Origin of the sequence: Neopusillimonas maritima, from assembly GCF_003576595.1 — a bacterium.
In the GTDB taxonomy this organism is placed as follows: domain Bacteria; phylum Pseudomonadota; class Gammaproteobacteria; order Burkholderiales; family Burkholderiaceae_B; genus Neopusillimonas; species Neopusillimonas maritima.
In genome coordinates this window covers 227931-246077 of record NZ_NQOU01000003.1, presented here as the reverse complement: position 1 = coordinate 246077, position 18147 = coordinate 227931, and the positions used below count along the sequence as shown (strand labels likewise).

Sequence of the window (18147 nt, the reverse complement as noted above, 5' to 3'; positions counted from 1 at the left end):
CTATTACCGATCTAATTTGAGAATTATCATGAAGACGAAAAAGAATCCCTTGTATACAAGCGTAACCTCCATTCTTCTAGCTACCGCTTCCACCTTGGCGCAACCTGTCTTAGCGTCGTCCATACAAGGCTTCACCGATGCCGATGAGCGCGCAATCACCATCTACAAGAGCCCCAGTTGCGGTTGTTGCCAGTCGTGGGTGGAATATCTCGAAGCCAACGGATTTAAAACCAAAATCGTTAATACCAATAGTCTCTATGAGATTAAGCAGAAACATAGCGTTCCACGGGAAATGGCCTCCTGCCATACTGCGTTGATCAATGGTTTGGTCATTGAAGGGCATGTGCCAGCTAGTGATATTTTGGCTTATCTGGAAAATCCGCAGTTCAATATAGTCGGGCTTTCGGTGCCAGGTATGGTTCAGGGCACTCCGGGAATGGAAACGGGCAAAAAGGAAGACTATCAAGTCATCGCTTTTAGTGCCAACGGTCAGCAAAGCGTATTCCGCGAGTATAAGGATTACTGAGGTTGATCCGATGACAGCAATTATTTATCTTGTTGGCAGGGCAATCCGTCGCTTTGGTTTGCCCACGCTTGTGGCCATGCTGCCCGCACTGGTTTACGCCCAGCCTACGGTTGAAGATCAATTAGTGAAGGCACTGACTACGAACTCTTCAGGTGAACTTGTGGTGTTGCGAGACACAGGCTTGTTTACCATTAAAGGTGGGGCGTCGACCAGAATCCCGCTTCCGATGAACAATCCGCAAGCTCATGCTTCAACTTTGGCCAAAGGCGCGGACAGCAGTGTCTACCTTGGGGGGCCAGGCATGGGCGTCTGGCGATATGACAGCGCCGGTGAGCGCTGGCAGTCCCTCAATAAGACCTTGCCCAGTCTTGACGTTACGGCCATTGCGGCTCACGCGACCCAGCCGGCTACGCTCTACGCTTATTATCTGGATAAAGGTATGTTTCGATCCATCGACGGCGGGGACGAATGGGTAAAAGTTGACAATGGTCCCAGAGAGCCTGTGCAGGCATTCCTGCATTCGGACATGCCTGGCAGTATGGAGAGCGGCTGGCTTTTCGCCGGGACAACTCGTGGCGTTTCCCGTTCCATGGATTGCTTTTGCTTGTGGGGTGATGCCGGTGACCTGCGTGGTACGGTATCCGCCATCAGTTATGATCCGGCAGCTCCTGTAAATGTCTATGCAGTTATCGATGGCGCGATTTATCACAGCGCGGATGGCGGTCAGAACTGGACATCTCTTCAGGTACCTCAAACTGTGACGGCTGTTGTATTTTCGCCGATACTGGGGCTTGTGGTGGGTACGGCCACCGGGAACTTGCTTTTTCTGAATGCTGCTCGTGAGTGGGTGCGGATCGATGAATAAGTGGGTTGGTGCACTTGCGGTACTCTTTGTGCCGGTAGTTGCTATTGCCTCCGGCGAGCAGCCGGATAGCGCCGGCGCGCTTGACGAAATTCAGCAGGGTCGGCAAGTGTATGAGCAGTCCTGTGCCGTTTGCCATGGATGGCAGGGCGAAGGTGCCGCCGTTTGGCAACAGCCCGATGAAAAAGGCGAAATGCCGGCACCTCCTCATGATGAAACCGGCCATACCTGGCGCCATAGCGATGCTATGTTGTTTAAAATGATCGCAAAGGGTTGGCGACACCCTTTCAATGAGACTGATCGACTGACTATGCCGGCCTTTGAAGATGAGCTGACTGACCGGGAAATACGGGCGGTGATCGAGTACCTCAAAACCCTCTGGACGAACGAGCAGCGGGATTACCGAAATTGACGTTTTTATATTAATGGTAGTTTACTAACCTGAACTGTTGTACGTAAAATCTTCACTGCGATGAAAAAGCTGCTTCTTCTCTTCATACTGGCTCTGCTTCCGCTCCAGGCGTCTTGGGGCGTCGTGGGTTTATATTGTCAGTCCGGGCAGCCAGTGTGTTCAACACCATGTGACAGTGAAGGGCAACAAGCTTCAGACGATGTCTCCACGAGTGCAGATGGCAGCGCATTTGATGAAGGAAATGTCAAACATAACGTGCATTCATGTCACGTATATTGTGCCCCTTTTATTAGCGTGCAACACGCTAATACACCGCAAATTCCCTCTGATATAGCGCATCAATTTCTTGAGATGCGTCATTTTTCAGGCACCCTTGGCGAACGACCCGAGCGGCCTCAGTGGTTTAACGTGGCTTAAATGGCACATTACTGAGTCGTTCTCGCCAGCTATCTCATTTATAGCCGCAAGTTAAAGCGTTGAACTCTTACGGGGTGCGCGCTTGGTGCACGTCTCAATCACGAAAATAAGCTTGCTGCAACACTAAGTTTATTGCCAACTATTAATTGATTGATGGGGTTGTTGTGCATGTCATAACCCCAGCACATTTGCATGTGCGGCCGTTAGGTGGCAAGTGCGAGTAGTGGAGATTTCTGATGTTCATATTTTTAATATTCATGAGCGATGATGCTTGAAGGCGTCAACCTGCAGGCCATACGCGACGAGCGCAGTTTATTCAGTCATGTCAGTTTTCAGATTGGATCTGGCCAGTGTTTACATGTGCAAGGTGAGAATGGTAGTGGCAAAACTAGTCTTCTGCGCATGATTGCGGGGTTAATTCCACCCTCGGCCGGAATTGTGTCCTGGAATGGGCGATCCATACAGCAATCAGGCGGTGATTATCGTCGTGAGTTGCTCTATTGTGGCCACCTTTTGGGCCTTAAAGATGAGTTGAGCGCAATAGAAAATTTGATGTTCGCGGCTTCATTGGCAGACGACCCAGTTGAGGTTTGTGCTGTTCGCGACGCGTTGCGACGGAGCGGGCTGGCTGACAGGGAGGATCTTCCGGTGCGATTTTTATCGCAAGGGCAAAAGCGACGCGTTAGCCTGGTTCGTTTACTGCTTCAGCCACGTGCACTTTGGATTCTGGATGAGCCCCTGACAGCGCTGGATGCCAAGGCTGTTCGATGGCTTACTGGTGTGATAGACGCACACCTTGATTCTGGCGGCGTCGTGGTCATCACGAGTCATCAGGGAATGGCGCTAATGAACACGCCGCAGGTCATCCGGATAGGCGTATGAGCAAGATGTTTGGATTGATTGCGTTGAGTGGAGTTATACGTCGTGACTTAAAGATCGCCATGCGTCGTAAGGCGGATGCGTTCACACCGCTTGTTTTCTTTGTCATCGTGGTGAGCCTGTTTCCTTTAGGAGTTGGTCCGGAGCGAGATACGTTGCGACAAATTGCGCCAGGCGTTCTTTGGGTGGCAGCACTGTTAGCCGGTATGTTGTCGTTGAATCGGCTGTTTGAGCAGGATTACGCCGATGGCACTCTGGAGCAACTGTTTTTTTCGTCTGCTCCGTTGGGCATGCTGGTAGTAGGGAAAGTGTTTGCACATTGGCTGCTCTCTGGATTGCCCCTGGTGTTATTGGCACCGCTGTTAGGCTTGCAATACGACCTTTCGGCCTCGTCATTGACTGCATTGACTCTATCTTTGGTGATCGGCACGCCGGTGCTCAGTCTGGTGGGAGCGATCGGTGCCGGGTTGACCCTTGGTTTACGTGGTGGAGGGGTGTTGGTGGCGTTATTGGTGCTGCCTCTTTATGTGCCGGTCCTGGTCTTTGGTGCCGGCTCGGTGGGCGCCGTGAATGCTGGGTTGGAAGCAGCTTCACATCTGTCATTGCTGGCCGCGATATTGGTTCTGGCCGGCTTTTTTGCACCGTGGGCTACGACCGTGGCGCTGCGTATTGCATTGGAATAAGGGCAATTGAATGATTAATTGGTTTAAGTATGCTTCGCCCAGAATGTTCTATCCTCTGGCCGAAAAAATGATTCCTTGGTTCGCTGCGGGCGCGGTGTCATTGGCCGCCGCGGGGCTGTATGTTGGCTTTATTTTGGCTCCGACAGACGCGCAACAGGGTGAAGGTTATCGAATTATCTTTTTTCATGTGCCTGTCTCCTGGATGTCGATGTTCATATATTTGGTCATGGCTTTTTGGGCAGCGATAGGCCTGGCATTTAACAGTCGGCTGTCGGCCATGATGGCCTCGGCCTTGGCGCCCACTGGTGCTATGTTCACATTTCTTTCGCTTTGGACCGGCGCGCTCTGGGGAAAACCGATGTGGGGAACTTGGTGGGTGTGGGATGCGCGTTTAACTTCGGAACTGCTTTTATTTTTTCTCTATGCGGGGTTTCTGGCACTGCAGTCTGCGATTGATGAGCCGCGTCGAGCCGATAGAGCAGGAGCGGTGCTCGCGCTTGTCGGCGTTGTCAATATTCCGATTATTTATTTCTCAGTGCAGTGGTGGAACACCTTGCATCAAGGGGCATCGGTCTCTTTAACGCAAGCTCCTTCGATGGCAACGCTCATGCTCGTAGGCATGTTGCTTATGGCCTTTGCATCCTGGATGTATACGGTGGTTGTTGCTTTGATGCGGCTGCGTTGCATTGTGCTGGAAAGAGAACGGCATGCTGATTGGCTAATTGAATTGATTGAGGTGAGGCGATGAGTTGGAATAGTGCGGCTGATTTTTTTGCGATGGGTGGCTATGGGCTTTATGTATGGGGTTCAGTAGGCGTTACCGTCGCAGCTCTGAGCCTTGAGTTATTCGTGCTCGGTCAACGGCGCAAAAGCGCCTTGTCCCGGATAAAGCGTGCATCAACTACGGAAAGGAATGATGACAATGAAAAACAGACATAAGCGAATTGCGCTCATCGCGGGTGGTGTCGCTGCATTGGGCGTAGCTACGGTGCTAGTGCTTAATGCGTTTCAAAGCAACCTTGTGTTCTTTTTTACCCCAACTCAGGTTAGTGCGGGCGAAGCTCCCAAAGAGCATACGTTTCGCATTGGGGGAATGGTTCAAACAGGCAGTGTTCAGCGCCAAAACGACGGCCTTACTGTGAGTTTTATCGTCACCGACACCGTTAAGACCATACCCGTTACCTATACGGGAATTTTGCCCGATTTGTTCAGGGAAGGGAAAGGAGTTGTGGCCCAAGGCAGGCTTGAGCCAAGCGGGCATTTTCGTGCTCAGGAGGTTCTAGCCAAACACGACGAGAACTACATGCCGCCTGAGGCCCAGCATGCTTTGGACCAGGCCACCAAGAACACTTCATCTACGAGGCCATGACGACCATGATTCCTGAAATCGGCCATTTTTCTCTGATTCTGACATTGTTTGTGGCGCTGGCCCAGGGTGGTTTCGCGCTTGCCGGCGCCGCTAACGGCAATTTGCGGTGGATGGCTTTTGCCAGGCCGGCTGCGTGCATTCAATTTTTATTGATCATTATCAGCTTTGTCAGTCTGGCTTGGGCGTTTATTGCCAAAGACTTCTCGGTAGCATATGTCGCCCAGAACTCTAATTCGCAGTTACCCTTGTTTTATCGAATCGCAGCAGTCTGGGGAGGGCATGAAGGTTCGCTTTTATTGTGGATGCTAATGCAAACCGGCTGGGCGTGCGCGGTCAGTGTGTTCTCACGGCAGTTACCCGATGAGATGGTGGCGCGCATATTGGGAGTGTTGGGGCTGGTAGCGGCGGGGTTTCTGCTTTTCGTCTTGCTTACATCCAACCCTTTCGAACGGTTGGTACCGCCACCGATGGAGGGATTGGATTTAAATCCGTTGCTGCAGGACGTTGGATTGATCTTCCATCCTCCTCTGCTATATATGGGCTACGTAGGATTTTCAGTCGTGTTTGCGTTTGCGGTTGCTGCGCTTTTAACGGGGCAGTTGGACGCCGCCTGGGCCCGCTGGTCCAGGCCATGGGCCACGGCGGCGTGGCTATTCCTTACCTTGGGCATTGCCTTGGGAAGTTGGTGGGCCTATTACGAACTTGGTTGGGGCGGCTGGTGGTTCTGGGATCCGGTTGAAAATTCCTCCTTTATCCCTTGGCTGGTGGGTACGGCTTTAATTCATTCATTGGCCGTCACAGAAAAGCGGGGCAGTTTCAAAAGCTGGACGGTGTTACTTGCCATTAGCACCTTTTCCTTGTCCTTATTGGGCGCATTTCTCGTGCGTTCGGGTGTGCTGACATCAGTACACGCCTTTGCCACCGATCCACGCCGGGGTGTATTCATTCTGCTGCTCTTTACTGTGGTGGTGGGGACCTCCTTATTTTTGTTTGCCCTACGCGCCCCAAAGGTGGGGCTTGGTGGACGGTTCGATTTGCTCTCTCGTGAATCCTTGTTGCTTGTGAATAACGTATTGCTGGCCGTGGCGGCGGGTTCGATTATTCTTGGAACCTTGTATCCACTTTTTATTGATGCGTTGGGATTAGGCAAGCTTTCTGTGGGCCCGCCGTACTTTAATGCTGTCTTTGTGCCACTTATGGTGCCGGCACTGTTATTGATGGCGGTAGGGCCGGTTGCCAATTGGAAATCGGCCAAAATGAGGGCCATGCTCAAACGGTTGTACATACCGGCCGCTGTAGCATTAGTAATTGGCGTCGCGACGCCAATTGCGTTGGGTCGCTGGTCTTGGCCGGTGGCTTTGGGATTGGCATTGGCCACGTGGATTGCAACCGCTGTGGTGTTGGGTGTCTTAGAGCGTGTGCGGGCTACACGCGGTGGATTGTTTGCCCAGCCGCGCAGTTGGCTTGGCATGCATGTGGCGCATCTGGGCATTGCTGTCTTTGTGGCGGGAGTGACGCTCGTCGTGGGCTACGAAACTGAGCAAGATGTACGCATGGCACCCGGAGATATCGTGACTGCGGGCGGTTACGACCTGAAGTTTTTAGGGGTACGTAAAGCACCAGGGCCAAATTATATCGCCGACGTTGGGGACATCGAAATGTCACTCGATGGAGAAGTTTTGCGCTTGCTTCACCCTGAAAAACGAAGTTATGCCTCTTCGCCCATGCCGATGACGGAGGCGGCGATTGATGCCAACGGGTTACGTCATATATATGTCGCCTTGGGGGAACAGCTTGGCGAAAGGGCCTGGAGCATACGGGTTTATTACAAACCTTTCGTGGACTGGATCTGGGGTGGCTGCATACTGATGGCCCTGGGTGGGTTGTTAGCGATCAGTGATCGGCGTTATCGACTGAAAAGACGAGAGCGCCGTGTATCTGTACAGCTTCAGGGAGGCGCCTCATGACTCGTTTTTTATGGCCATTTGTGGGTTTCATTGTGTTGGTGGGCTTTCTTGCTGTGGGTCTTACATTGAAGCCCAGTGAAGTGCCTTCGCCATTAATTGATAAGCCTGCACCCAGCTTTACCCTGCCGTTATTGGCCTCGCCTGAACACACTTTTTCGCCGGAGCAGTTGAAAGGCAAAGTGTGGCTACTCAATGTTTGGGCATCGTGGTGCTACGCGTGCCTTGAAGAGCATCCTGTCATTATGGATCTAGCCAAGACGCATTCAGTTCCAATAGTAGGGCTCAACTATAAGGATGTGCGCAGTGAGGCGCTGGCATGGCTGGAACGCAATGGCGACGCTTATATGCTTTCTGTATCCGACACACAGGGGCGGGTGGGCATAGACTTTGGTGTCTATGGGGTACCAGAAACCTTTGTCATCGATAAGGCTGGTGTCATTCGTTATAAGCACATTGGCGCAGTTACGCCACGCGTTGCACGCGACACCATTTTGCCGTTGATTAGGGAGTTGCAGCAATGAGGCGTTTGTGGATGGTCTTACTATGTGCGGCGCTTGTGGTGCCGTCGTGGGCGACAAGCCCTGACCTAGAGAAACGCATGCTCGGCATTGCGTCTGAACTGCGATGTCTGGTGTGCCAAAACGAGTCGATCGCCGCCTCAAGAGCAGATTTGGCGGTCGATTTGCGTCAGCAGATTCGCGAGCAAATTGAAGCCGGCCAGAGTGATGCAGAAATTCGCGCATATATGGTCGAACGCTACGGCGATTTCGTGCTTTATCGCCCGCCTTTCAAAGCTACTACGTTTTTGCTATGGCTCGGCCCTGGGTTGTTTTTTCTTTTGGGTCTTCTCGTATTGATAGTTTCTCTGATCCGCCGTAAAGCGAGAGCGATGAACCCGGTATTGTCCGATGAAGAGCGTGCGCGAGCAGACGCACTCTTGAAGCAAATCACAAGTAATGGAAATCAGCCATGAGTCATACTTTTATCTTGTTCGCGGCACTCCTCGTGACTGGTGTAGTTCTTCCTCTTGGACTTGTACTCTGGCGAAGCCCACGGAACGATAGCAATCTTGAGCATCAGGCTGTCAATGCGACCGTACTGTGTGATCAATTACGGGAGCTGGAGCATGATCGCGTGAGCGGCACGCTCTCTGCGCGTGATCACGCTGAAGCCAGACAAGATATCCAACGACGGGTGCTCGATGAGGTGGAGCCTGCACGAACAGGCACCATGGCCCGGCAGGGCGGCAAGTATTCAGCCGTTGTTCTGTCTATTGCACTCCCTCTTGCTTCCGCATTGACATATCTGGCTTTGGGCAATCCTGCGACGATTGCCCCGGAGCCGATACAAAGCCCGGCGCGAGTTACACAGGCCGATGTGCAGTCCATGGTGGAATCGCTTGCAGCGCGACTCGAACGCAATCCGGACGATCCGGCTGGCTGGCTTATGCTGGCGCGTTCTTATCGATATTTTGAAAGATATGAGGAAGCGGCTCAAGCCTTTGGCAAGGCGACGACTGTGATTGAGGCAGACCCGTTGGCGTTGGCAGAATATGCAGAAACGCTGGCTAGAAGCTCTAGCGAAGGGTTTGAGGGTAAGCCTCAGCAATTGATTGAGAAAGCATTAAGTCTTGATCCCAATCAGCCTTTTGCGTTGACTTTAGCCGGCGCGGCAGCGCTTGAACGACGTGATTATCAGGAGGCTATCCAGTCCTGGCAAAAGTTGTTGGCTTTGCTTCCTGACGGCTCCGATGCCTCGCGCGCAGTGGCTGGCAGTATAGAGCGGGCGCGTCGCGAGCAAGGCCGCTTCGTACCTCAAGAGCGTTGAGTATTGGATTTTTATGATGAAGCAAATTTTTAGGAAAACCGGATGGATTGCACTTGGGCTAATAAGTGTCATCGCCATAGCCGCGGCTTTATATCGTTATCAGGATAATAACGCCTCGAATAATAACTTTGGCGGTGTGCTGAATGTTGCGATTGATATAGGTAATCAGCGCTTCATGCGGTGGCACACCCCGCGCGAATTGCCGGCCTTCTCTTTTCAGAACGAAGCAGGAAAAACAATCAGTCTGGCTGATTTTCGCGGTCGAGTTGTTTTACTCAATATCTGGGCTACATGGTGTCCGCCTTGCCGTGAGGAAATGCCGTCGCTTGATCGGTTGAATGCCAAGCGAGGGGGGCCGACATTCGAAGTGGTGGCGCTTTCTATTGATCGGGACCCGGCGTTGGTCAAGCCGTTCTATAAAGAGTTCAACATACAAACCCTGCACGGTTATTTTGATCCGACTACAAAGGTTGCCGATACTTTGCGAATTCCGGGGGTACCAACGACATTGCTGATTAATCATGAGGGTCGTGAAATAGGGCGGGCAATGGGCGCGGCTGCCTGGGACAGCCCGCAAGTCGACGCCTTGATTGATGCCGCACTGCTGCGCTCTAGCGCTAAAGATTAAGTTAATGAAGTTTTTGAGGAGGTGCGATGCTTGAGTTAAGTATTTTGGGGTTGCCGACGGCATTTTTTGCCGGTATTGCGTCATTCCTGTCGCCCTGTGTTTTACCGCTCGTTCCAGGCTATCTTTCTTATATTGCCGGTGGCTCAGTGGCTCCCACAGTATCTTCTGCGGAGGCGCGTATCGCCCGGTGGCGAATATTGGGATTGAGTGCGTGTTTTGTTCTGGGATTTTCTTTGGTTTTTCTCGTTCTTGGCGCCAGCATTACGGCGATTGGACGCCTGTTCTTGTCCTATCGCTATGAGCTCAATATTGTAGCGGGTGTCATTATTGTTATTTCCGGTCTATTGATTATGGGTGTGGTGCGGGCACCCTTATGGACGCAACGCTATTATCGCTTTGAGTCGAAGGCAAGTGGAGGTAACCCCTGGTCGGCAGGCGTGCTGGGTATAGCTTTTGGCTTTGGCTGGACCCCTTGTATCGGGCCGGTGTTAGGAGGCATTCTGGCATTGGGCGCCACGGCTCAGACATTAGATCAGGGAATGTTGCTACTAGGTGTATATGCGTTGGGGCTTGGTATTCCCTTTTTGTTGTCGGCTTACTTCATGACGCCGTTTGTGCGCCGATTAGGTGCGCTGAGACGGACAGGTCGCTACCTTCGGATCGTGACGGGCGTGATTATGGTACTGATGGGTATTGCAGTGGCCAGCGGGCAAATGGTTCGTTTTGCGATTTGGCTGCTTAGAACGTTCCCGGTTTTGGGGAACATTGGCTGATTACATCTATGTACAGACAAATATTGACATCCGCGAACGTCGTTTACTGTCTTGTGATGCATCTTTTTAGGAATCCATATCTTTGGTGATAGCCAATCCTCCATCAACGCCCCGATCAATTTTGATGCCAGTCTAGGCTGAATGAAATCCGGCTTAGTACCTATACGTACAACGCATTGAGGTGGGTCGGGGTTTAGACAGCGATAAAGTTTTTCTTTTGGTTCGTGAAACTTTATTTCACTGGCGTGCAGGACAATAGTTGAACAGAATTTTATTATAGGAAAAAAATATGATGTTTACTCGTCGTTCTTTTCTGACTGGTGCCGTACTTGCGGGAGGCTCACTTTTAGTTGGGTCAGCCATATGGCCATCGTCGGCAAATAGTGATCCGAGAAAATTGAAAATTCCTGAGTTGATCGATGCCCGCAATCAGAGACAATCAATTGCGTTAATCGCGCAGGCAGGTAAGACCTCCTTTTTTCCAGAGCGGGAAAGCGTGACGCTTGGCTACAACGGAAATTATCTTGGCCCGACACTGCGTGTTCATCGCGGCGATGACGTAGAGGTCGCCATTACAAACGCTCTTCGTGAAGACACAACGGTCCATTGGCATGGCTTGCTTGTTCCAGGAGAGCTTGACGGTGGACCCCACCAGCTAATACGTCCCAGGTCTACATGGCGACCGGTGCTCCCGATCAATCAGCCCGCAGCGACCCTCTGGTATCACTCGCATGTCCATGGTCGTACGGCGAAACAAGTGTATACCGGGTTGGCGGGGTTGCTTATCGTCACCGATGACGAGGAAAAGGCGCTTGGGTTGCCTTCGGAATACGGGGTTGACGATCTACCTTTAATATTGCAGGATCGGCAATTCGAAGATGGTGCTCTTGTATTCCCTCAGGGAATGATGGCGGCGATGCACGGTAGAAGAGGCGATACCCTCATGGTCAATGGAACCGTTAACCCGGTCACCCGTGTGCCGCGCAGACTGGTTCGTCTCCGCTTGGCAAATGGTTCCAACGCCAGGGAGTACGATCTTGCTTTTGCAGACGATCGGTTATTTCACTGGATTGCTTCTGAAGGCGGTCTGCTTGAAAAACCGGTCGAACTGCGATCTCTGAGACTTGCGCCGGGTGAACGAGCCGAAATACTCGTTGATTTCTCTGATGGTCGAGCCACCACTCTGGATACAGCGCCGGATAACAATGTTTCGATGATGATGCGAATGATGTCAGGTGTTGCCGGACTGGGTGGGGTCGGACGGGAGACAGTCGTCGGCTTCGAGCCTGAGGGCACGGAAGCCCTTGGGGCCAAGGTGCCAGAGAAGCTTTCCACCCATGAGCGTCTGGATGTATCGAAGGCGGTTCGGCGGCGGCGCTTTGTAATGAATATGGGCATGGGCGGCATGATGGGCAGAGGCATGGGAATGTTCGGTATCAATGGGCATGCATTCGATATGCAAAGAATCAATGAAAAAGTAAGGCTCGGTGATACAGAGATTTGGGATGTTTCGGGAAATATGATGACACATCCGTTTCACATTCATGGTGTTCATTTCGAAGTTTTGAGCCGGAACGGGTCGGACAAAGGTATTCGAGATCAAGGTCTTAGAGACACGGTCGTAGTCCGAGAGCCGGTGGAACTTCTGGTGAGGTTTTTGCAACCGGCGATATCATCCCCTTTCATGTACCACTGCCATATTCTTGAGCATGAGGATAACGGGATGATGGGCCAGTTCGTCGTTCGCTGATTTCTTTTAATTTTTTATTGGTCTTAAGTTTTTCTGCGCAAGCGCAACGCGTTGAATACAACCGATGCCGAGCTTAGGCTCATCGCCAGTGCCGCAAACATTGGGGAAAGCAGCATTCCCGTTATGGGGTAGAGCACTCCGGCCGCTATGGGTACGCCCAGCGCATTGTAGATAAAGGCGAAACCCAGGTTTTGTTTCATGTTAACAATGGTTTTTTCGGATAGACTCCGGGCAATGGCGATGCCGCGAAGGTCTCCTTTGACAAGGGTCACCTGAGCTGAGTTCATCGCGACGTCGGTGCCGGTTCCCATTGCAATACCCACATTGGCCTTGGCAAGCGCGGGCGCATCGTTGATACCGTCGCCTGCCATGGCCACGATGCGTCCCTGGCTTTGCAGGTCGGCCACCAGGTTCAGCTTGTCTTCGGGCTTTACCTCGCCATGTACTTCATCGATATCCAGTTCACTGGCAACCGCTTTTGCTGTGGCGAGGCCATCGCCCGTGGCCATGATAATTTGAATGTTCGCCTCTTGTAAGTTTTTCACGGCTTCTTGCGTGTTGGGTTTGATTGGGTCGGTGACGGAGAGCAAGCCTGCCAGGCTGTTATCAACAGCCAGAAACATTACGCTGGCTCCTTGTTCACGCAACGCATCAGCCGTTTGTTTCAGTGGGCTCGCATCTATACCCATCGCCTGCAGGAGTGTTGTATTGCCCAAAATGAGCCTGCGCCCTTCAACTGTGCCGCTCACTCCAATGCCGCTTTCGGAATCAAAATCTTGCACTGCAGCTAGAGACAAGCCTTGTTCTTTCGCGGCTGAAACAATGGCTGCGGCCAGTGGGTGTTCGCTGCCTTGATCCAGGCTGGCGGCAAGCCGCAGGACTTCCGTTGCTTCATAGTCATGCGTTCCAGCGGCATGATCGAATCCTGGCCGTCCTTCCGTTAAGGTGCCCGTTTTATCGATAATAAGTAAGCGTCATGTGAAGGCCGCCTAGTCGCGACGGCTGAATCAGTCCAAAGTGGTGCCCACCAAAAAGTAGTGGGGATCACAATGTCTACAAGTGAAGTGCGGGTTTCAAACCGCAAAGGTCGACCCAATTACCCGCGTGCCTACAAACGTGAGGTGGCGATGGCCGCCTGCGCACCGGATGTTTCGGTAGCGAAGGTGGCCCTGGCTCATGGGCTGAACGCCAATATGGTGTTCAAGTGGCGGCGGGAGCTGCGTGCTGGTTTGCTGGGCAGCACTGATGGCTGTGCACTGGTGCCGGTGACGTTGCCGCCGGCGCTGACCGGCGCAATCAAGGCCACCGATCAGCGCGAGCCGGAATCGGTCGAGAGCACGCTGGCGATGGCTAGCTGCATCGAGATCGAACTGAACGGAGCTCGGGTGCAGGTACGCGGCAAGGTGGATCCGACCCAGTTGCGTCTGGTCCTACGTTGCCTGATGCCGGTATGATCGCGCCACCCTTTGGTACACGCATCTGGCTTGCCGCAGGCGTGACCGACATGCGTCGCGGCATGAATGGACTGGCAGCACTCATTCAGACCACGCTGGCACACGATCCGTTCTCAGGTCATATTTTTATCTTCCGTGGCCGACGCGGCGATCTGGTCAAGCTGCTGTGGTGGAGCGGCGACGGGATGAACCTGTACGCCAAGCGTCTGGAGCGTGGTCGCTTCGTCTGGCCGCAAGCCCAAGATGGCAGTGTGCATTTGACGGGTGCGCAATTGTCGATGTTGCTCGAAGGCATCGATTGGCGCCGTCCAGAGCGCACGTGGCAGCCAACCAGGGCGGCCTAGGCATAGAATCAGTACAAAGTTATTTCCAGGGTAAGCGCCTTACTTTATACTGACGCACATGCTCGCCAACGCCTTACCCAACGACATTGATACGCTCAAGCGCATGCTAGTCTCGCGCGACGAGACCATTGCCAAGTTGGTGGCAGAAATTGCCCGATTAAAGCGCTGGCAATACGGGCGCTCCTCGGAGCGGGTGAGCGAATTGATGGATCAATTGCAGTTGGCGCTGGGCGATCTGCCCGAAACTGCCGACGAATCATTGCCCGTTGCTGGGTCGTCTGATGCTTTGCCGACGCAGCCGTCTAATAACGTCACCATCTTACGTCGCAAGCCGCGCGCCTTCCCCACGCACCTGCCACGCGAAACCATCGTTCATGCGCCCACTGCTTGCGGCTGTGCGCACTGTGGTGGCCAGTTGCGCACATTGGGTGAGGACGTCAGCGAAACGCTTGACTACGTGCCGGGCTACTTCAAGGTGCACCGACATGTGCGGCCCAAACTTGCCTGTCGCGCCTGCTCTCATATCGAGCAAGTGCCGGCGCCTTCGCGCCCGATTACGCGCGGCATGGCCGATGCCGGTTTGCTTGCGCAGGTCGTTGTGGCCAAGTATGCCGATCACACGCCCTTGTATCGGCAAGCGCAAATCTATCGTCGTGCCGGCGTTCAGTTGGAACGTGCAACGCTGGGCGCATGGGTGCGTGAGTCGAGCCGCTTACTGGAGCCTTTAAGCAATGCGTTGGGCCGTTACGTACGCCAAGCCGACAAGATCCACACAGACGATACGCCCGTGCCGGTTCTTGACCCGGGGCGGGGTAAAACCCGCACCGGGCGGCTGTGGACCTATGTGCGTGATGATCGACCGGCCGGCAGCCGCGCGCCGCCTGCGGTCTGGTATCAGTACTCGCCGGATCGCAAAAGCGAACGACCTCAGAAACATTTACAAGGCTTTAGCGGCATTCTGCAAGCCGACGCCTATAGTGGCTATGGTGCCCTGTACCGTGGCGGACAAATCGTGGAGGCTGGCTGCTGGGCGCACGCTCGGCGCAAATTCTACGACCTGTTCAAGCATGAGCCATCGCCCATCGCACAAGAGGCGTTAGCCCGCATTGGCGCCCTGTATGCCATTGAGCGGGACATCCGAGGCTGTGCGGTGCCGCTTCGCCAATCAGTGCGCCAACGACAGGCCGCGCCACTACTGACCAGTTTAAAGGAATGGCTGGAGCAAGTGCTCGTGACCGTCTCAGCGAAGTCTGAACTGGCTAAGGCAATTAAGTACACGCTGGGCCACTGGGCGGCACTGACCCGTTATTGCGACGATGGTCGCATTGAAATAGACAACAATACCGCCGAGCGTTCGATCCGCCCGTTGGTGCTTGGTCGACGCAATTACTTATTTGCCGGCGCCGATAGCGGCGGGCACAGTGCGGCGGTAATCTATAGCTTGATCAGCACGGCGCGGCTCAATGACGTGGAGCCCTTCGCCTATCTGCGCGCCGTGTTCGAGCGCATCGCTGATCATCCAATCAATCAAATCGAAAAACTGTTGCCGTGGCGTCTGGACCTGCAAAACGAAAACCTACCCAAGGCGGCATAAGTGCTTCTGATCATCGGCATATTGATGCGCTGGTCAAAGGCGCGGGCCATATCATGATTGGCGCAATCGAGCCGGTGCGCAATGCAGCGGTCGCTTATGATGGCAAACAAGCTGTGGCGATGTTACGTTACCGGCCCGATGAGTCTATAACTTCGATCCTAAAACGCCTTGATACCGCTATCGCCACTGCTCAAGCCAGCGGCGAGCGGGTCGATGAGTGGAATCAGCCCGACGCCAAGTGGACCTAAACTAATTTAGGCCGTCAAGACGGTCCTGAAATGACGCTTACGATAATAAGTGTGTCCACTTTACGCATGTTTTCAATGGCGGCAGCGTCTCGAAATAAAACCCCTTTTGTGGCGCCGCGTCCTGTGGCCACCATGATCGACATCGGCGTAGCGAGCCCCAGGGCGCAAGGGCAGGCAATAATAAGGACGGCAACAGCATTGATGAGACCGTACACCCACCCCGGTTCAGGGCCCCATAAGCCCCAGACAAAAAACGTTATGATCGCAATGCCGATAACCGCGAGCACGAAATACCCGGCGACAAGGTCGGCCATACGTTGCATTGGGGCGCGAGAGCGCTGTGCTTCGGCCACCATCTGCACAATTTGTGATAGCACTGTTGCTGAGCCAACTTTTTCGGCTTGAATGACAAGTGCGCCCGAGGTATTCATGGTGGCGCCGATGACCTTGTCTCCTGTTTTCTTTCTGACAGGCAGAGGTTCGCCTGTCAGCATGGATTCATCGACGAGACTGGTTCCATCCTGTACTACACCATCCACCGGCACTTTTTCCCCGGGTCGGACGCGAAGTCTGTCGCCTTCATGCACATGGTTAAGAGGGATGTCTTCTTCAGAGCCGTCTTCTGCGACACGTCTGGCTGTTTTTGGCGCCAGCCCAAGCAGCGCTTTAATGGCTGCAGAGGTTTGAGAACGTGCCCGCAGTTCGAGTATTTGTCCGAAAAGCGTCAGGGAGATGATCACCACGGCCGCTTCGAAGTACACCGAGACGCGGCCCATGCTAAGAAACGCCTCCGGAAATACGTGCGGAAAGACGGTGGCAATAACGCTGTAAACGAAGGCTGCACCGGTGCCTAACCCGATAAGCGTCCACATGTTTGGGCTGCGGTTTCGCACGGAATGCCAACCCCGTATGAAAAACGGTAGCCCCGCCCATAAAACGACAGGGGTTGATAGCACCAGTTCGACCCAGGTTTGTAAGCTCATATCGAGCCAGTTCAGTTGATGCCCGAACATGGCAAGAACCGTGACCACAATCGTCAATGGTAGCGTGATCCAAAAACGACGTGAAAAATCTTTAAGTTCGGGGTTTTCGTCCTCTAGTGTTGGAAGTAACGGCTCCAGACTCATGCCGCAGATTGGGCAATCGCCGGGCTGAGAGCGACGAATTTCAGGGTGCATCGGACAGGTGTAGATAATATCGCCGGTCGATTGTGCTGTTTCTTTAACTTGCGCCGCCGATTCCTGGCTATTAGGCGAAAGTGTCGACATTTGATGCTGTGACTGATGTTCACTGTGATGTTTGTGATCGGTCATGGTCGTTCCGGTTAGTACTATGTGGAACCTAGACAGTCAGATTAGCAAAATACCTGTTCTGTTTCTATGCTTGTGAAATTACATTTGTGTCATGTTTGATTAATCGTGTGTTCGGTACATTGTTTTTCGTTTAGCCTATGAAGATGGTTTCTTTTTGAATGGAGCGCGAAATGAAAGTTAAACGTGTTATACAGGCATCCGTTTTTGCCGCGTTAGTGTCGGTTGGCGGTATCAGCTTCGCTGCCGATCACGGCGTGATGCAAAAATCCGACGCACCGCATGGAATGCAAGGTGAAGGAGCGCAAGGCCCAATGATGGGTCAGTCTGGCATGATGGCTGGTATGAAAGGAATGATGATGGGAGATCAGTCAGGTATGGGCGGCATGCACCCCATGGCTGGTATGGGAGCAATGGGGGGCATGATGTCGGGCTGTCCGATGATGGGTCCTGCGGCGGCGGTACTCAGTCCGCAGCAACAGTTGCAGATGCAGGCTGAGATGATGCAGGCGATGGGTAAAATTATGGAAAAATACGCAGCTCAGATTGAGTCTGGCACTAATTACTAATTGATCGGCGAAGAGTGCGGGACGACATATTGGGCGCTAAATTGCTGCTTTGCGATATCAGATTCTTTAATTAGTATGGCACGAGCAGTCGGACAGCGCTCGTAAAATACCGCAAGAAGCAACTGAAACCGGCTGGTTGCATTGCCGACGCAAAGTGAGCAGGTGCAGTTTCAGCTGCGCTAGCTCTTCCAGCCGGGTCTGAACTGCGTCAATATGCTGATCTAAAAACACATTTACTTCCTCACAACCTGTATTGGGTGTGTCTCGGTACTTAAGCAGTGTGCTTACATCGCTTAAGGTCATGTCAAGCATGCGGCAGTGCCGAATAAACCTCAGCCTTTCGATGTGTCCTTCGTTGTATAACCGATAGTTGCCATCGCTACGCGTTGGTGCTGGTAGAACCCCCTCTTTTTCATAAAAGCGAATGGTTTGTATTGAGCAGTCGGTGCGTTTAGCGAGCTCGCCAATTTTGATGTTCATCACATTATTATAGGCTCAAACTCTATAGTTTGTATAAGGTTCGATGTGGCATGAG

At 53.0% G+C, this 18147-nt stretch carries 21 protein-coding genes and 2 pseudogenes; 20 read left to right on the top strand and 3 right to left on the bottom strand.

Going from position 1 to position 18147, the window contains the following annotated elements:
• Positions 1-28: 28 nt before the first annotated feature.
• From CJO09_RS09710 to CJO09_RS09640, 15 genes are all read left to right on the top strand, one after another.
• A complete protein-coding gene (locus CJO09_RS09710) occupies positions 29-526 on the top strand; it encodes a DUF411 domain-containing protein (protein ID WP_119442171.1) in 498 nt (165 codons plus the stop codon).
• Between the two features lie 10 nt (positions 527-536).
• Positions 537-1391: a WD40/YVTN/BNR-like repeat-containing protein gene (locus CJO09_RS09705; RefSeq protein WP_119442170.1), complete on the top strand. Its 855-nt coding sequence runs from the start codon at positions 537-539 to the stop codon at positions 1389-1391.
• A complete protein-coding gene (locus CJO09_RS09700) occupies positions 1384-1800 on the top strand; it encodes a c-type cytochrome (protein ID WP_119442169.1) in 417 nt (138 codons plus the stop codon). Before CJO09_RS09705 ends, CJO09_RS09700 begins: the two co-directional genes overlap by 8 nt.
• 684 nt (positions 1801-2484) lie before the next feature.
• Positions 2485-3099 (top strand): cytochrome c biogenesis heme-transporting ATPase CcmA, encoded by a 615-nt coding sequence (ccmA, locus tag CJO09_RS09695; protein ID WP_174233163.1) that lies wholly within the window; start codon positions 2485-2487, stop codon positions 3097-3099.
• Positions 3100-3104: 5 nt separating this feature from the next.
• Positions 3105-3779: a heme exporter protein CcmB gene (ccmB, locus tag CJO09_RS09690; protein WP_245961298.1), complete on the top strand. Its 675-nt coding sequence runs from the start codon at positions 3105-3107 to the stop codon at positions 3777-3779.
• Between the two features lie 10 nt (positions 3780-3789).
• A complete protein-coding gene (gene ccmC / locus CJO09_RS09685; RefSeq protein ID WP_114421032.1) occupies positions 3790-4527 on the top strand; it encodes a heme ABC transporter permease CcmC in 738 nt (245 codons plus the stop codon).
• A complete protein-coding gene (gene ccmD / locus CJO09_RS09680) occupies positions 4524-4718 on the top strand; it encodes a heme exporter protein CcmD (protein ID WP_119442167.1) in 195 nt (64 codons plus the stop codon). The genes ccmC and ccmD overlap by 4 nt, the downstream gene beginning before the upstream one ends.
• Positions 4702-5148 carry a cytochrome c maturation protein CcmE gene (ccmE, locus tag CJO09_RS09675; RefSeq protein ID WP_114421030.1) on the top strand — a complete coding sequence of 149 codons (447 nt, stop codon included), beginning with the start codon at positions 4702-4704 and terminating at the stop codon, positions 5146-5148. The genes ccmD and ccmE overlap by 17 nt, the downstream gene beginning before the upstream one ends.
• A gap of 5 nt (positions 5149-5153) precedes the next feature.
• Positions 5154-7115, top strand: coding sequence for a heme lyase CcmF/NrfE family subunit (locus CJO09_RS09670; RefSeq protein ID WP_114421159.1), 1962 nt, complete (start codon positions 5154-5156; stop codon positions 7113-7115).
• Entirely contained in the window at positions 7112-7636 is a 525-nt protein-coding gene (locus CJO09_RS09665) for a DsbE family thiol:disulfide interchange protein (RefSeq protein ID WP_119442166.1), read from the top strand. Before CJO09_RS09670 ends, CJO09_RS09665 begins: the two co-directional genes overlap by 4 nt.
• A 77-nt stretch (positions 7637-7713) precedes the next feature.
• Entirely contained in the window at positions 7714-8088 is a 375-nt protein-coding gene (locus tag CJO09_RS09660; RefSeq protein ID WP_425454090.1) for a cytochrome c-type biogenesis protein, read from the top strand.
• Positions 8085-8942: a c-type cytochrome biogenesis protein CcmI gene (gene ccmI / locus CJO09_RS09655; protein ID WP_119442165.1), complete on the top strand. Its 858-nt coding sequence runs from the start codon at positions 8085-8087 to the stop codon at positions 8940-8942. The genes CJO09_RS09660 and ccmI overlap by 4 nt, the downstream gene beginning before the upstream one ends.
• Positions 8943-8958: 16 nt before the next feature.
• Complete coding sequence (locus CJO09_RS09650) at positions 8959-9570, top strand: TlpA family protein disulfide reductase (protein ID WP_245961282.1); 612 nt, start codon at positions 8959-8961, stop codon at positions 9568-9570.
• 26 nt (positions 9571-9596) lie between these two features.
• Positions 9597-10343, top strand: coding sequence for a cytochrome c biogenesis CcdA family protein (locus CJO09_RS09645; protein WP_114421026.1), 747 nt, complete (start codon positions 9597-9599; stop codon positions 10341-10343).
• Positions 10344-10632: 289 nt separating this feature from the next.
• Positions 10633-12093, top strand: a complete 1461-nt coding sequence (locus tag CJO09_RS09640; protein WP_119442164.1) for a multicopper oxidase family protein — start codon at positions 10633-10635, stop codon at positions 12091-12093.
• 23 nt (positions 12094-12116) lie between these two features.
• Here the strand turns inward: CJO09_RS09640 and CJO09_RS09635 are convergent.
• Positions 12117-13061, bottom strand: a pseudogene (locus CJO09_RS09635) (HAD-IC family P-type ATPase); the annotation flags it as partial.
• Positions 13062-13142: 81 nt separating this feature from the next.
• Between CJO09_RS09635 and tnpA the strand changes: the two are divergent.
• Genes tnpA through CJO09_RS09615 form a run of 4 tightly spaced genes read left to right on the top strand, consistent with a single transcriptional unit; the run spans position 13143 to position 15733 of the window.
• Complete coding sequence (tnpA, locus tag CJO09_RS09630) at positions 13143-13547, top strand: IS66-like element accessory protein TnpA (RefSeq protein WP_119442162.1); 405 nt, start codon at positions 13143-13145, stop codon at positions 13545-13547.
• Entirely contained in the window at positions 13544-13891 is a 348-nt protein-coding gene (gene tnpB / locus CJO09_RS09625; RefSeq protein WP_119442161.1) for an IS66 family insertion sequence element accessory protein TnpB, read from the top strand. Before tnpA ends, tnpB begins: the two co-directional genes overlap by 4 nt.
• 58 nt (positions 13892-13949) lie before the next feature.
• A complete protein-coding gene (gene tnpC, locus CJO09_RS09620; protein WP_119442160.1) occupies positions 13950-15485 on the top strand; it encodes an IS66 family transposase in 1536 nt (511 codons plus the stop codon).
• Entirely contained in the window at positions 15440-15733 is a 294-nt protein-coding gene (locus tag CJO09_RS09615) for a hypothetical protein (RefSeq protein WP_147404918.1), read from the top strand. Before tnpC ends, CJO09_RS09615 begins: the two co-directional genes overlap by 46 nt.
• Before the next feature lie 41 nt (positions 15734-15774).
• On the opposite strand, the pseudogene CJO09_RS09610 reads toward CJO09_RS09615, so the two are convergent.
• Positions 15775-17046, bottom strand: a pseudogene (locus CJO09_RS09610) (HAD-IC family P-type ATPase); the annotation flags it as partial.
• 170 nt (positions 17047-17216) lie between these two features.
• Here CJO09_RS09610 and CJO09_RS09605 point away from each other — a divergent pair.
• Positions 17217-17612, top strand: a complete 396-nt coding sequence (locus CJO09_RS09605) for a hypothetical protein (protein ID WP_119442158.1) — start codon at positions 17217-17219, stop codon at positions 17610-17612.
• Positions 17613-17678: 66 nt separating this feature from the next.
• Here CJO09_RS09605 and cadR read toward each other — a convergent pair whose 3' ends face one another.
• Positions 17679-18092, bottom strand: coding sequence for a Cd(II)/Pb(II)-responsive transcriptional regulator (gene cadR, locus CJO09_RS09600; RefSeq protein ID WP_119442157.1), 414 nt, complete (start codon positions 18090-18092; stop codon positions 17679-17681).
• Between the last annotated feature and the right edge of the window lie 55 nt (positions 18093-18147).

Coding starts and splice junctions, on each gene's coding strand:
- CJO09_RS09710 (WP_119442171.1), top strand. CDS start 29: ATGAAGACGAAAAAGAATCCCTTGTATACAAGCGTAACCTCCATTCTT.
- CJO09_RS09705 (WP_119442170.1), top strand. CDS start 537: ATGACAGCAATTATTTATCTTGTTGGCAGGGCAATCCGTCGCTTTGGT.
- CJO09_RS09700 (WP_119442169.1), top strand. CDS start 1,384: ATGAATAAGTGGGTTGGTGCACTTGCGGTACTCTTTGTGCCGGTAGTT.
- ccmA (WP_174233163.1), top strand. CDS start 2,485: ATGCTTGAAGGCGTCAACCTGCAGGCCATACGCGACGAGCGCAGTTTA.
- ccmB (WP_245961298.1), top strand. CDS start 3,105: ATGTTTGGATTGATTGCGTTGAGTGGAGTTATACGTCGTGACTTAAAG.
- ccmC (WP_114421032.1), top strand. CDS start 3,790: ATGATTAATTGGTTTAAGTATGCTTCGCCCAGAATGTTCTATCCTCTG.
- ccmD (WP_119442167.1), top strand. CDS start 4,524: ATGAGTTGGAATAGTGCGGCTGATTTTTTTGCGATGGGTGGCTATGGG.
- ccmE (WP_114421030.1), top strand. CDS start 4,702: ATGAAAAACAGACATAAGCGAATTGCGCTCATCGCGGGTGGTGTCGCT.
- CJO09_RS09670 (WP_114421159.1), top strand. CDS start 5,154: ATGATTCCTGAAATCGGCCATTTTTCTCTGATTCTGACATTGTTTGTG.
- CJO09_RS09665 (WP_119442166.1), top strand. CDS start 7,112: ATGACTCGTTTTTTATGGCCATTTGTGGGTTTCATTGTGTTGGTGGGC.
- CJO09_RS09660 (WP_425454090.1), top strand. CDS start 7,714: ATGCTCGGCATTGCGTCTGAACTGCGATGTCTGGTGTGCCAAAACGAG.
- ccmI (WP_119442165.1), top strand. CDS start 8,085: ATGAGTCATACTTTTATCTTGTTCGCGGCACTCCTCGTGACTGGTGTA.
- CJO09_RS09650 (WP_245961282.1), top strand. CDS start 8,959: ATGAAGCAAATTTTTAGGAAAACCGGATGGATTGCACTTGGGCTAATA.
- CJO09_RS09645 (WP_114421026.1), top strand. CDS start 9,597: ATGCTTGAGTTAAGTATTTTGGGGTTGCCGACGGCATTTTTTGCCGGT.
- CJO09_RS09640 (WP_119442164.1), top strand. CDS start 10,633: ATGATGTTTACTCGTCGTTCTTTTCTGACTGGTGCCGTACTTGCGGGA.
- tnpA (WP_119442162.1), top strand. CDS start 13,143: ATGTCTACAAGTGAAGTGCGGGTTTCAAACCGCAAAGGTCGACCCAAT.
- tnpB (WP_119442161.1), top strand. CDS start 13,544: ATGATCGCGCCACCCTTTGGTACACGCATCTGGCTTGCCGCAGGCGTG.
- tnpC (WP_119442160.1), top strand. CDS start 13,950: ATGCTCGCCAACGCCTTACCCAACGACATTGATACGCTCAAGCGCATG.
- CJO09_RS09605 (WP_119442158.1), top strand. CDS start 17,217: ATGAAAGTTAAACGTGTTATACAGGCATCCGTTTTTGCCGCGTTAGTG.
- cadR (WP_119442157.1), bottom strand. CDS start 18,092: ATGAACATCAAAATTGGCGAGCTCGCTAAACGCACCGACTGCTCAATA.